The following is a 13,218-nucleotide window of genomic DNA, read 5'->3' on the forward strand; positions in this document are numbered from 1 at the left end:
ACGGGGGAGGAGGCATCGCCTACTTGTGCGTCCACGGACGGTTGGCGCCCGGATTGACGCCCGCCGCCTGATCCTTCTGGAACTTCCCGCCCCGGGGCGGTTTGGGCCGTGCCTCCAGCCGCGCCTGCTTCAGCCGCAAGGCCTTGCGGGCCGGGGTCTCGGCGGGCGTTACCGGGTCGTTCGCTTCGTCGGTCATGCCCTGACCCTAGCACGGCGAACCGGGCCCCGAAGCAACCATAACCAGCCGACGCCGTTCTCTCATCCGAACAGGGCCAGACCCCGGAAAGATCCCCATGACATCGCTGAAGACCTTCACCGCCCTCGCGGCCGGAACCCTCGCGCTCGCCACCGCTTCGGTCGCCACGGCCCAGACGCCCTACTACCAGACCCCGTACAACCAGACCCCGTCGCCATACGGCCAGCCCTCGACCGGCCAGCAGGTCTTCGGCCAGATTCTGCAGCAGCTTCTGGGCGGCCAGACCTCCGGCACCGCCGATGCGGAATGGAGCCGGGGCCGGCGTCCGCTGGCGTCGCAGCAGGCCACCTTCGACAGCCAGCTGGACGCCCAGATTCGCTCCGGTGCCATCGCGGCGTACAGCGGCGACCGCATCCGCGCCGACTATGACGCCCTGGTCCAGCGGGAGGCCTCCTATGCCCGCGACGGCCGCTTCACGACGCAGGAGCGTCAGGACCTGACCACCCGCTACAACGCCCTGACCCTGGCGGTGGAGGACGGCGGCTATGGCGACGACGTCGGCGGCTATCGGTCGGTCGCAGACGGCCGCCGCGCGTTCGAGGCCCGCGTCGACGCCGCCGTCGGCGCCCGCCGCCTGACCCGCACCGAGGCCACCCGGCTGCGCGCCGACTACTATTCTCTGGTCCAGGTCGAGGCCGGCGATCAGCGGGACGGCCTGACCGCCCGCGAGCGCGCCGATATAGAGACCCGCCTCGACGCCCTGGACGCCCGCGTCGGCGACACCGGCTACACCACCGGCAACAACGGCGGCGGCTACAGCCAGAGCCCCCGCGATCGCCTGACCGCCATCGAGCGCGCCCTCTACACCCTGCCGCGCGGCCAGCAGGACGCCGTCCGCGTCCCGTTCGACGACCTCACCCACCTCGAAGCCGCCTACAGCCGCACCCAGCCGTCGCAAGACGACCGCGCCTACCTCGACCGCCGCCTCGGCGAGCTGGAGGTCCAGGCGCGGGTGCGGCGCTAAAGACTTCCCTCTCCCGTCGGGAGAGGGCTTGAGCGTCCGGGAGCGAAGCGATCGGCCACGCGAAAGGGTGAGGGGCACCCCGTCACCCTTTCGCACCCCTCCCTCACCCTTTCGGCTCAAGACACATCGCTTCCCCCGACCTGATCGGGGGCTCAAACCCTCTCCCGCCGGGAGAGGGTTTTTGCGTTGCACGTCTCCCGCGAACCGGGCGAAAGTCTCCCGGCGCAGGGGACCGCATGAGCCAGCAACTGATCAACGCCTATCTGAAGGATCTGGCGAACTACCGCCGCATTGGTGGCACCACCGAGGGCGTCACCTCAGAGGCGTTCAAGGACCTGCTCAAGGCCTGGGCCAAGCCGTTTGGCTACACGCTCATTACCCAGCACGCCTTCACCACGACCGCCAAGGTCAACAACCGCGTCGACGGCGCGATCATGCTGGAGCGGTTCCCCATCGGCTATTGGGAGGCCAAGGACGAGGACGACGACCTCGACGTCGAGATCGAAAAGAAGTTCCGGCGCGGCTATCCCAAGACCAACATCATCTTCGAGGACACCCACCGCGCGGTCCTGTGGCAGCACGGCAAATTCGTCATGGACTGCGCCGTCACCGACGGCCCGGAACTGGGCAAGCTGCTGGACATCTTCTTCGGCTACGAGCGCGAGGAGACGACCAATTTCAAGAAGGCCGTGGCCCAGTTCAAGGTCGACCTGCCCCCCGTCCTCGACATCCTGCGCGAACAGATCGACGCGGCCCAGGCCAACGTCCCGGCGTTTCAGAGCGCCGCCGCCGCCTTTCTGAAACAGGCGAAAGAGACCATCAATCCGTCGGTCACGGCTGACGACGTTCGGGAAATGCTGATCCAGCACATTCTGACCGAGAACATCTTCGCCAAGGTGTTCGGCGACGACGAGTTTCACCGGAAGAACAACGTCGCCCAGGCCCTGTATGCGCTGGAGGACACCTTCTTCTCCGGCGATGTGCGCCGCCGCACCCTGTCCAAGCTCTCGACCTATTACGCGGCCATCGAATCCGCCGCCGCCCTGATCACGTCACACAGCGAAAAGCAGGGGTTCCTCAAGGCGATCTACGAGGGGTTCTACAAGGTCTATAACGCCAAGGCCGCCGACCGGCTGGGGGTCGTCTATACCCCCAACGAGATCGTCCGCTTTATGGTCGAGAGCGCCGACTGGCTGTGCGAGAAGCATTTCAAGAAGAATCTTATCGACCGGGATGTCGAGATCCTCGACCCCGCCACGGGCACCGGCACCTTCATCGTCGAACTGCTGGAGCATTTCAGCGGCCAGCCCGAAAAGCTGAAGCACAAATACGCCGAGGAGTTGCACGCCAACGAGGTGGCGATCCTGCCCTACTACGTCGCCAACCTGAATATCGAGGCGACCTACAACGCCATCACCGGCGGCTATGCCGAGTTCCCGGGCCTGTGCTTCGTCGACACGCTGGATAACGTCGCGGCGCTCGGCATCTATTCCGGGCACCAGTACGACCTGCTGGGCGGCATGTCGGACGAGAACGCCGACCGGGTGAAGCGCCAGAACAGCCGCAAGATCAGCGTCGTGATCGGCAATCCGCCCTACAACGCCTGGCAGGAAAACTACAATCAGAACAACGCCAATCGGCCCTATGCGCGGGTCGATCAGCGGATCGGCGCGACCTACATCAAGGAGGGCACGGCCCAGAACAAGAACAGCGTCTATGACATGTACACCCGCTTCATCCGCTGGGCTTCGGACCGGGTGAAGGACGAAGGCGTCATCGCCTTCATCATCGGGCGAAAGCCCTTCGCCAAGGCCGCCTACGACGGGTTCCGCAAGGTGATCGCCCGCGAGTTCGCGGAAATCTGGGTCTTCGACCTGGGGGGCGACGTGCGCGACAATCCCAAGCTTTCGGGCACCAAGCACAACGTGTTCGGCATCCAGACCGGCGTGGCGATTGTCTTTCTGGTGAAGAAGAAGGGCAAGTCGGGCGGGGCCGTGATCCGCTATGCACGGCGCCCGGAGATGGAGACGGCGGAGGACAAGCTGGCGGCCATCTCCGCGATTGGCGATATCGGAAAACTGTCGGTTGAGACAATCCAGCCGGATCGGAAGAATGACTGGCTAAACCTCAGCGACAACGACTGGGACACGCTACTTCCGCTTGTCGATACCAGCATCTCCGTCGCTCGCACGACCGCGCAGCACAACGCGATATTCCGGCTTGTGTCGAATGGGTTGAAGACCCAGCGGGACGAGTGGACCTATGACATAGGTAAGGACGCTCTCGCTGCGAAAGCCGCTGTGATGGTCAAGATTTACGAGGCCACTCGCAAGAACGCGGCATTCGATGATCGGGAGACGATCAAGTGGGACGCTGATTTGGATCGCCACCGCGCCGCTGGGATCGCGAAGAGCTTTTCGGCCAAATCGATAATTCGAGCTGCTTATCGGCCATTTGCCAAACGCTGGCTGTATTTCGATGCACATTTCAACGGCCGGACTTACCAACAGCCTGCGATGTTTGGCGCTGGCCTGTCGAACATAGCGATCACTTGGAGCGATACCGCTTTCCGGGCCGACTTCATGTCTCTGGCGACAGATGGCCCGTGGGACCTCCACTTCGGCGCTTCGAGCGACGGATACCAAGGTGTTGGACGCTACCGCTATGTCGGCAAAGACCGCCTCGACAACATCACCGACTGGGCGCTCAAACAGTTCACCGACCGCTACGGCAAGGCCGCCGCGATCTCCAAAGACGACATCTTCGCTTATGTCTATGCCGTGCTGCACGACCCGGTGTACCGCGAGACCTATGCCCTGAACCTGAAGCGCGAGTTCCCGCGCATTCCGCTGTATCCCGATTTCAAGCGGTGGCGCGACTGGGGTCAGGCCCTGCTGGACCTGCACATCGGCTATGAGACCGCCGCCCCCGCCGCCCTGACCCGCACCGACACCCCCGACCCGAAACGCGCGCCCGACACCACCCCGGTGGTCAAGCTGAAGTCCGATCCCGACAAAGGCATCATCGTGCTGGACGCGGACACCCAGCTGTCGGGCGTGCCCCTGTCCGCCTGGCGCTATCGCCTCGGCAACCGCTCGGCCATCGACTGGGTGCTGGACCAGCACAAGCAAAAGACGCCCACGGACCCGACCATCCGGGCGAAGTTCAACACCTATCGCTTCGCCGACTACAAGGAGACGGTGGTGGACCTGCTGGCGCGTGTGGTGACGGTCAGTGTGGAGACAGTGGCGATCACCGACGCCATGGCGGCGCTGCCGGCGGGGGCGCGGGAACTCCCTCTCCCGGCGGGAGAGGGCTTGAGCACCTGAGAGCGTAGCGATCAGTCTTGTGCGAAAGGGTGAGGGGCACCCGCCAACCGCCACGCACCGACCCCTCACCCTTTCGGCTGCACGCATCGCTGCGCTCTGCGAGCCTCAAGCCCTCTCCCGCCGGGAGAGGGATCACAGCCCTAACGTCCTCGCATGCTCCCGCACCGCCTCGTCGATCCGGCCCGGCTCCGCCAGCGCCACGGCATTGTCGAACCGGATCACGGTCCAGCCGATGGCCTCGATCTCCGCCTGACGCGCCCGGTCACGTTCCGCCACCGCCTCCAGCCCGTGCACGCCGCCATCCAGCTCGATCACCAGCCTCAGTGGCTCGCAGGCGAAGTCGGCGATGAAACGGCCGATCGGGTGCTGCCGCCGGAATTTGTGTCCATCGACCCGGCCCCCGCGCAGCCTGGCCCACATCCGGTCCTCGGCGAGGCCGGAGGATTGTCGCAACGCCCGAGCCTGCGCGATCTTTCTCATCGCACAACTTTACCGTTTTCCTTCTCCCGGAGAAACAGTGATTGTGCTATTGTGCGGCGGAGACAGGAGTTCTCAATCGCGAGACATCGCCAGGGCCAAGGCGCTCGAACGAGAATCATGATGCCCCTCAAAACCCTGCCTTTCGATCCGGCGGACTACCTCGACACCGAGGAAGCCATTGCCGCCTATCTCGCCGATGCCAGGCTGGACGGCGCGGTCGCCCTGTCGCGCGCCGTTGAGGTCGTGGCCCGCGCACGGGTGCGGATGACAAGGGCGAGAATCGGTGTACGTTCCCGATCTGTTCCAACGGAGGCTGTGATGGCCAAGAACACGGGTAACGACTTTCGCCGCGGGGCTGTCACCGGCCGCACCCAGTTTCAGCAACCCAACGGCGACTGGCAGAAGCGCGACGAGCGCACGGGCCAGTTCATGGAGCGCAAGTCCAGCGAAGGCCCTTTCAAAGGCGTCGCCAAGGAACCCGACGGCCGCGACGGCAAGGACTGAGTTGCAACCCGACCTCTTCGGCACCCCTTCGTCATCCCCCGGCTTGGCCGGGGGACCCGCCGCCTATGTCGTGCCCCACGCCATCGCGGTGAACACCCTGCGCAAGACCCTGGCCACCCTGACCGCCGCCACGCGCTGGCCGTGGGACCCGGACATGAAGGCCGCGCGCATGGACCGGACCGTGCCCAAGCTGCTGGCCGTCCTGCCCGCCGACGAGGCCGAACACTGGAGTGGCCTGATCGCAGCCCAGGCCGCGCGGCTGGACGCCGCGATCTGACACCCCTCGCCACAACCGCCCTCTCTCCGCCCCCTGCGCAGGGGACCGGGTGCGGCGGGACCGGGCCGGTAGATCGGGGCGGCGTCCTTCGGCTAGGCTGAGGCCATGCTCGTCTATCGTCGCCAGCCCGCCGCCGCCCGCCTTCGCGGGGTCGTGCGCGGCTATCAGGAGCGGACCGGTCGTCTGTCCGGGCCGGGGGTGGTGCTGCCGCTGACCGGGCGGCCGAATGCCTTCATCGAGATCTATGCCGCCACCCCCTACTGGGCCGATGTGGGCTCGGGGTTCGCGGCGGTGCCGGACGCCGTGATCGTGGGGCCCCAGACCCGGCGGCATACGGACCTTCTGATGCGCGGCGAGATCTGCAGCTTCAACATCCAGTTCCAGGCGGGGGGCCTCAACCGGCTTCTGGGATTGCCGATGGACGAGATGGCGGATGCCGCCCATGCGGCGGATCAGGTCGGCGGGGCGGCCCTGGCCGACCTGCGCGCCGCGGTGCAGTCGGCGGCGGGCTTCGAGGGGCGTGTCGCCGCGGCCGAGGCCTGGCTGTCGCGGCGACTGGAGGCCGCACGCCCGCGCGACGCGGTCGACCAGGCGGCGGATGTCCTGCGCCGGATGCGGGGGGCGGTACGGATCGACGCCCTGGCGGAACGCGCCGGCCTGGGCGACCGCCAGTTCCACCGCCGCTTCACCGCCCAGGTCGGGGTCGCGCCGAAACTCTATGCCCGCATCGTCCGCTTCGACGCCATGCTGGCGGACCGGGACCGGGACCCGTCGCGCCCCTGGACCGCCCTGGCCCAGGACCACGGCTATTTCGACCAGTCCCATCTCCAGCGCGACTTCCACGCCTTTGCCGGGACCGCGCCCGGCGGGTTCGCCTCGCCGCTTCCGGTCGTCCGGGCATGACCGATCCGTCCTATCGGTCGGGGGTCCGGCGTGGCTGACTGCGGGCCCGTCCAGACGGAGATCGACCCCATGCACCGCCGCCCCCTCCACCGCCGCCACGCCGTCCTCGGCCTTGTTTCCCTTCCTCTCGCAGGCACCGCCATGACCGCCCTCGCCCAGCCCTCCACCGACAGCCACGCCGATATCCACACCTGGCTGGATCAGCACGCCGCCGCCTGGAACGCCAATGACGTTCCCGCCATGTACACCCGCGCCGCGCCCGACCTGCACTGGGTCAATGTGGTCGGCATGCACTGGCGCGGCCTGCCCGCCGTGATCCATGCGCATGAGGTGTTCTTTTCCATCATGTTCCACGATGTCCCGAACACCCTGCTGGGGGTGGACAGCATCGTCGAGATCGCGCCGGACGTCCGGATCTGCGTCGCCCGCTGGGCGCTCGGCGACTACACCACGCCGTCGGGGGACCGGATCGTGGCCGAGACCAACCGCATGACCCTGGTCTTCACGGGGCGGGACGACGGCCTGTCGCTGCGCCATGTCGCCAACATCCGCATCGATGCCGACGCCGCCCGCCACGACCCCGCGCCGGGCTGAGGTCAGCGACACAGCCTCCCGGCTCCGCCGCCGCGACCGCGCATTGACTGGCGACATCGTCCCGGGCGCACTAGGTTGCGTTCATGAACCGTTCCTCGACCCCCAAGGGCTCGGCCCCCGTCACCAGGAAGCCGGTCCACGTTCCGAACAGGGGCGTGGCCGAGGCTCCGTCGGCCTTCATCCGCGACGGCGATATCCCGTCATCCTCCGGCCCGACCGGAGGACGGGCTACGGCGAACCTGCCGATGTTCGCCCCGGTGACCTCGTCATCCTCCGGCTTGACCGGAGGACCGCGCCTGACGCCGGAGGAGCCGCCGGTCAATGCGGGCGAGTGGACCCCGCACCGCCCCGACCGCCCGGCCAAGTCCCTGACCGGCCGCCAGAAGCACCGCTTCCGGCTGGAGACCACCTACACCCCCGCCGGAGACCAGCCCGCCGCCATCGCCGAACTGGTGTCCCAGGCGGCCCAGGGCGACCGCGACCAGGTCCTGCTGGGCGTCACCGGCTCGGGCAAGACCTTCACCATGGCCAAGGTCATCGAGGCCACCCAGCGCCCGGCCCTGATCCTCGCGCCAAACAAGACATTGGCTGCGCAACTATACTCTGAGTTCAAAGCATTCTTTCCGGACAATGCGGTCGAATACTTTGTAAGCTACTACGATTACTACCAGCCGGAAGCCTATGTCCCCCGAACCGACACCTATATCGAGAAGGACTCAAGCATAAACGAGCAGATCGACCGGATGCGGCACTCGGCGACGCGGTCGATTCTGGAGCGGGACGATGTCATCGTCGTGGCCTCGGTCTCCTGCATCTACGGCATCGGGTCGGTGGAGACCTATACGGCCATGACCTTCGACCTGAAGGTCGGGGACCAGATCGACGAGTCCAAGCTGCGGGCCGACCTGATCGCCCTGCAGTACAAGCGCAACGACGTCGCCTTCGAGCGGGGGATGTTCCGAAAGCGCGGCGACACGGTCGAGATCTTCCCCGTCCACCTCGACGACCGCGCCTGGCGCGTCAGCCTGTTCGGCGACGAGATCGAGGCGATCGCCGAGTTCGACCCCCTGACCGGCAGGAAGACCGCCGATCTGAAGGAGGTCACCGTCTATGCCGCCAGCCACTATGTCACCCCGCGCCCGACGCTCAACCAGGCGCTCGGCGGCATCAAGGCCGAGCTGAAGGAGACGCTCGACTGGATGATCGAGAACGGCAAGCTGCTGGAGGCGCAACGCCTTGAGCAGCGCGTGCGCTTCGATCTGGAGATGATGGAGGCCACCGGCTCCTGCGCCGGGATCGAGAACTATTCCCGCTGGCTGACCGGCCGCGCCCCCGGCGAGCCCCCGCCCACCTTCTTCGAATACATCCCCGACAACGCCCTGCTGTTCGTGGACGAGAGCCACGTCACCATCGGCCAGATCAACGGCATGTTCCGGGGCGACTATCGCCGCAAGTCCACATTGGCGGAGTACGGCTTCCGCCTGCCCTCCTGCATCGACAACCGCCCGCTCAAGTTCGACGAATGGGAGGCCATGCGGCCCCAGACGGTGCACGTCTCTGCCACCCCCGGCCCGTGGGAGATGGAACAGACCGGCGGCGTCTTCGTCGAACAGGTCATCCGCCCCACCGGCCTGATCGACCCCCCGGTGGAGATCCGCCCCGTCAGCGGTGCCACCCGCAACCAGGTCGACGATGTCATCGACGAGGTGAAGGCTGTCGCCCGCGCCGGCTACCGCTCCCTGGTCACCGTCCTGACCAAGAAGATGGCCGAGGACCTGACCGAATACATGCACGAACAGGGCGTCCGCGTCCGCTACATGCACAGTGACGTCGACACCATGGAGCGGATCGAGATCATCCGCGACCTGCGCCTGGGCACCTTCGACGTCCTGATCGGCATCAATCTGCTGCGCGAGGGGCTCGACATCCCCGAATGCGGCCTGGTCGCCATCCTCGATGCGGACAAGGAGGGCTTCCTGCGTTCCGAGACCTCCCTGATCCAGACCATCGGCCGCGCGGCCCGCAACGTCGACGGCCGCGTCATCCTCTATGCCGACCGCGTCACCGGCTCGATGGAACGCGCCATGGCCGAGACGAACCGCAGGCGCGAGCGCCAGACCGCCTACAACCTCGAACACGGCATCACGCCCGAGAGCGTCAAGCGCGACATCAAGGAAATCCTCGACAGCCCCTATGAGAAGGACCGTGTCCTGATCCCGACCACGGGCGTCAGGGAAGACACCCGCCCCTTCATCGGCAACAACTTCCAGACCACGCTGAAAGACCTCGAAGGCAAGATGCGCGAAGCCGCCTCCAACCTCGAGTTCGAGGAAGCCGGCCGCCTGCGCGACGAGATCAAGAAGCTGAAACTCCTCGACCTCGAGTTCGCCAACGAGATCATGACCGGGGCGGGCGAACAGGTCGACAAGTCCGCCCCGAAGAAATGGCGCGCCGAGGCGGCGGCGGAGAAGGCGGAGGCGTTCAGGAAGGGGCGGCTCTGAGCCTTTCCCTCTCCCGGCGGGAGAGGGCTTGAGCGCCCGGGAGCCGAAGGCGATCGGACTTGCGCGAAAGGGTGAGGGGCACCCCGCCAACCCTCATGCAACGACCCCTCACCCTTTCGGCCGAGACGCATCGCTCCGCTCTGCGGGCCTCAAGCCCTCTCCCGCCGGGAGAGGGGCCGACATTCCGCACCGCCGCCATCTGTGCTATCCTCCTCCCATGGCCGTGCTCAAAGTCACCCTGCCGCCCGCGCTCGACCAGTTCGTCCAGGATCAGGTCGCTGCGGGGGAATATCCCGACACGGACACCCTGATCCATGAAGCCATCCTGCGGATGATGCCCCGCGCCGAGGCCGACTCCTTCCGCGTGGAACGCTTCAATGCCCTGGTCCAGGTGGGGCTCGACGAGATCGAGCGCGGCGACGTCATCGAGGTCACCGACATCCGGGCCTTCCTCGACGAGATCGCGGCCGAGGTCGAAGCCGGGTTCGCCGACCGCGCGGCGTGACCCGCATCTTCCTTACGCCGGTGGCGCGGGAAGACATCGCCGCCGCCTTGCGCCAAAGCCGCAAGACCTTCGGCCCCGCCGCCCGCGCGCGTTACGCCCGGTTGATCGACTGCGCCCTTGAGGACATCGCCGACGACCCCGGCCGTGCCGGCGTCCGCGCGCTGACCGATCAGCTTTCGGCCTGGCATCTCCGGTCCAGCGGCCGCGACCTGCCTCGCCCGGACCGGGTCGCACGTCCCCGCCACCTGATCGTCTTCACGCGGGACGGGGATCGGCTGATCGTCGTCCGCGTCCTCGACGACCGGATGGACATCCCCGCACAGCTGATCTGACGGACCACCCGCCTCCGCGACGACCCGAAGCGAAGCCGAGGGCGACGAAGCCCGCAGGGCGCCGCCAGACCAGGACGCAGAAACGCCTCGCCCTGGCGTTCGCCAACGAGATCATGACCGGGGCGGGGGAAGCGGTGGACAAGGCGGCTCCAAAGACGTGGCGCGCCGAGGCGACGACGGAGAAGGCGGAGGCGTTCAGGAAGGGGCGGTTGTAGGGGCTAAGTTATCCCAAGCTTCTCGAAGAAGGCGTTGTGCCTAACCCGGTTATTCTCGATCAGCTTGTCGAAAGGTATGACCTCGCACCATGCTCTCAGACCATCATGATAACGGAAATACCCCCGTCCATCAGGAGTTTTCTTCATATCGTGGAACTCAACAAGCTTCCGAAGCGTCGGGGTTATGTCTGCGATTATGTAACAATAGAAGAGCGTATTATCTTGGACGGAGCTGTTCCATGAGCCGTCGGCGCTAGCGAGCTTTTTTCCATCCCGCATTTCCGCGACATACTCTAGGCACTGCTTAACCGGATCGTCTTTCGAGTTATAGTTATCTCTTCCGGGTCTTTTAAATTCAACGACAATGAACGGCTCGTTTGATCCTCGTTGCTGGAATGACGACGCTACATCAGATAATGTTATATCTGGACGCCTCAAATCATTCGAATCTATAATCTGATCCTTCAGAGGGATATCTGAATTAAAATAATAATAGTATGGAAGCCTTTCGTCAATTATCCAAAGATTGTGAGTTTCAAGTTTGATGTTTGAGGAATTCGATTTCCTTGGCAGTATCAAGTCGTGGACCTTGGCCTCAGTCTCATAATCATCGTCTGGCGAGGCGCGAACCCGCGCTACTAGCTTCGTCAGAAATTCAATAACAACTTTTCGCTCTGTGACATAGTCAGCGAGAATCGCTTTTGACTCTATCGCTATGGATTTGTTTGCTTCGGCTAATGCGGCCTTGAACTCCTGCTCGTTCTTTGGATTGCTAAGGCCTGTCCGGATAGATCTGTCGATCTTCCTTTTTGATCTATACCAATCCAACGACACCGCTCTGAATACGGATTCTTGATCTCGCACTGAAAGCTGTAATTTATTGTCAACGAAACTTTGCTCATCCGACAAAGTCCCCATAAATCTTGGATACTCTCGCTTTATCTGTTTGACCATTGTTAGCTGCCGATCGCGGACTGGCTGGGTGTCTTCGCGAAGAAACTGAGCTGCGTCTTCTGCTGCCTCTCGCACGATTATATCGACCAACGTGGAGTCGGCGGCGAGCATTGTACGCTCTTGTGTGACGGTATCGTCTAGGAAGTCGCCCTCAACCATCCCGACATAAGTCTTGCCACCTTGCAGCTTCTTGAGCCCGATCAGGCCCCCAACGGGGCGTCGTCCCACGACCCGCCCGTGCGCAAGCAAATAGACGACATTTTCTTTAGCCTCGTGATCGGCGAACGCCTTCGAAGTCACTAGATGCGTGATTGAGAATGAGTGCTCTGCGTCGCCAATCTTCGCCGTAAATGTCGACTCATGGCGACGGACAATCGAGCTTTCGAACACTTTTTTCAGATCATGGATGCCGCCATCGTCGACAAATATGTCGGGCCCTTCTTTAGAAATAACGTCCTTCAGAAAGTGTCGGACGATGGATCGCACTATCGTTTCAGACCGCTTTGGACACTCACGTTTGTACGCAGGCTTCATCTCGTTAAGCTCTACGATCGTGCCTGACGGGCCTGAGGACGGGACCAGCGTGTGATGTTTGATCGGCATCGAGTCATCCTCGATGAAATCAAAGTTCCTTACCTGGAAGGAAGTCCCGTCGCTAAAGGTCGATGACACACGTGCACGACCAAACGTTTTCAGCCAGGTAAGGCGTCCGACTCCTTTTCCTCCTCGGACTGCTTTGTAAGTGCTGTCAATCCTCCGGAATGAAGCGAAGTTGTCCGTGGTCAGCCCGACGCCAGTGTCGGTAATGATAAAGCCTTCGACGTCACCCGCGCTGTCACGGTTCACTCGGACGTCGATACGATCCCGGCCGCCGGACTCCCGATCACGAATAGCGTGCAGGCTGTTCGAGATGGACTCGTATACTGCCCAGAGGGAATTATCTGGCGATGGTGCCAGGGGGAAATTGCGCAGCCGGCCGGTGAGTGTCTGCGTAAGACCGAGGCTCTCGCCATCCTGCGTGTCCAAAAGCGCCCCAACTTCTCTTGTGATTTTCGGATACAGTCCGAGGTTGCTCGCACTAGGTCAAGTAAGCTGAATGGCCCAAGACGACGCCCCCTGGAGCAATCTTGGCTTCGCCGAAGAGGCGGCGGTCTTCAAGGGGCCGACCCGGAACGCCCGCGTCCTGAGCGAGGGTTGGGTCGCCGCCCATGCCTTCTGTCCCGGCTCTTCTCCTTCGTCATTCCGGGCGGACCCCGGCGCAAGCCGGGGGAAGACCCGGACCCGAAGGGCGGGGCGTAGCCGCCAACCTGTCGCGGACGCTGCTGCTGAAAGATCGCCTGCGCTTCGCTGCGGCGCCGCTGCGTCCCCCGGTCTCCGCTGCGCTTCGCCGGAGGATGACGAAGG

12 protein-coding genes are annotated in these 13,218 nt (G+C 64.4%); 9 read left to right on the top strand and 3 right to left on the bottom strand.

Annotation, left to right across the window (positions count from 1 at the left end):
* Positions 1-19: 19 nt before the first annotated feature.
* Entirely contained in the window at positions 20-196 is a 177-nt protein-coding gene (locus tag HZ989_RS14290) for a hypothetical protein (protein ID WP_209321464.1), read from the bottom strand.
* A gap of 97 nt (positions 197-293) precedes the next feature.
* On the opposite strand from HZ989_RS14290, the gene HZ989_RS14295 reads away from it, so the two are divergent.
* Positions 294-1,220, top strand: coding sequence for a hypothetical protein (locus HZ989_RS14295; RefSeq protein WP_209321465.1), 927 nt, complete (start codon positions 294-296; stop codon positions 1,218-1,220).
* Between the two features lie 236 nt (positions 1,221-1,456).
* Positions 1,457-4,549 carry a type ISP restriction/modification enzyme gene (locus HZ989_RS14300; RefSeq protein WP_209321466.1) on the top strand — a complete coding sequence of 1,031 codons (3,093 nt, stop codon included), beginning with the start codon at positions 1,457-1,459 and terminating at the stop codon, positions 4,547-4,549.
* A 132-nt stretch (positions 4,550-4,681) separates the two neighbouring features.
* On the opposite strand, the gene HZ989_RS14305 is transcribed toward HZ989_RS14300, so the two are convergent.
* A complete protein-coding gene (locus HZ989_RS14305) occupies positions 4,682-5,029 on the bottom strand; it encodes an endonuclease domain-containing protein (protein WP_209321467.1) in 348 nt (115 codons plus the stop codon).
* A gap of 117 nt (positions 5,030-5,146) precedes the next feature.
* On the opposite strand from HZ989_RS14305, the gene HZ989_RS15225 reads away from it, so the two are divergent.
* The 7 genes from HZ989_RS15225 (at position 5,147) to HZ989_RS14340 (ending at position 10,645) form a co-directional block, all read left to right on the top strand.
* Positions 5,147-5,533 carry a DNA-binding protein gene (locus HZ989_RS15225; protein WP_245162384.1) on the top strand — a complete coding sequence of 129 codons (387 nt, stop codon included), beginning with the start codon at positions 5,147-5,149 and terminating at the stop codon, positions 5,531-5,533.
* 1 nt (position 5,534) lies between these two features.
* Positions 5,535-5,810, top strand: coding sequence for a hypothetical protein (locus HZ989_RS14315; protein ID WP_209321468.1), 276 nt, complete (start codon positions 5,535-5,537; stop codon positions 5,808-5,810).
* Positions 5,811-5,915: 105 nt separating this feature from the next.
* Complete coding sequence (locus HZ989_RS14320) at positions 5,916-6,713, top strand: helix-turn-helix domain-containing protein (protein WP_209321469.1); 798 nt, start codon at positions 5,916-5,918, stop codon at positions 6,711-6,713.
* Positions 6,714-6,782: 69 nt separating this feature from the next.
* Positions 6,783-7,307 carry an SgcJ/EcaC family oxidoreductase gene (locus tag HZ989_RS14325; protein WP_209321470.1) on the top strand — a complete coding sequence of 175 codons (525 nt, stop codon included), beginning with the start codon at positions 6,783-6,785 and terminating at the stop codon, positions 7,305-7,307.
* An 83-nt stretch (positions 7,308-7,390) separates the two neighbouring features.
* Positions 7,391-9,808 carry an excinuclease ABC subunit UvrB gene (gene uvrB, locus HZ989_RS14330; RefSeq protein ID WP_209321471.1) on the top strand — a complete coding sequence of 806 codons (2,418 nt, stop codon included), beginning with the start codon at positions 7,391-7,393 and terminating at the stop codon, positions 9,806-9,808.
* Positions 9,809-10,025: 217 nt separating this feature from the next.
* Entirely contained in the window at positions 10,026-10,313 is a 288-nt protein-coding gene (locus HZ989_RS14335; RefSeq protein ID WP_209321472.1) for a hypothetical protein, read from the top strand.
* Positions 10,310-10,645, top strand: coding sequence for a type II toxin-antitoxin system RelE/ParE family toxin (locus tag HZ989_RS14340; RefSeq protein ID WP_209321473.1), 336 nt, complete (start codon positions 10,310-10,312; stop codon positions 10,643-10,645). The genes HZ989_RS14335 and HZ989_RS14340 overlap by 4 nt, the downstream gene beginning before the upstream one ends.
* A 218-nt stretch (positions 10,646-10,863) precedes the next feature.
* Here HZ989_RS14340 and HZ989_RS14345 read toward each other — a convergent pair whose 3' ends face one another.
* A complete protein-coding gene (locus HZ989_RS14345) occupies positions 10,864-12,840 on the bottom strand; it encodes an ATP-binding protein (protein WP_209321474.1) in 1,977 nt (658 codons plus the stop codon).
* Between the last annotated feature and the right edge of the window lie 378 nt (positions 12,841-13,218).

The sequence above is a fragment of the Brevundimonas sp. AJA228-03 genome (assembly GCF_017795885.1).
GTDB lineage: Bacteria > Pseudomonadota > Alphaproteobacteria > Caulobacterales > Caulobacteraceae > Brevundimonas.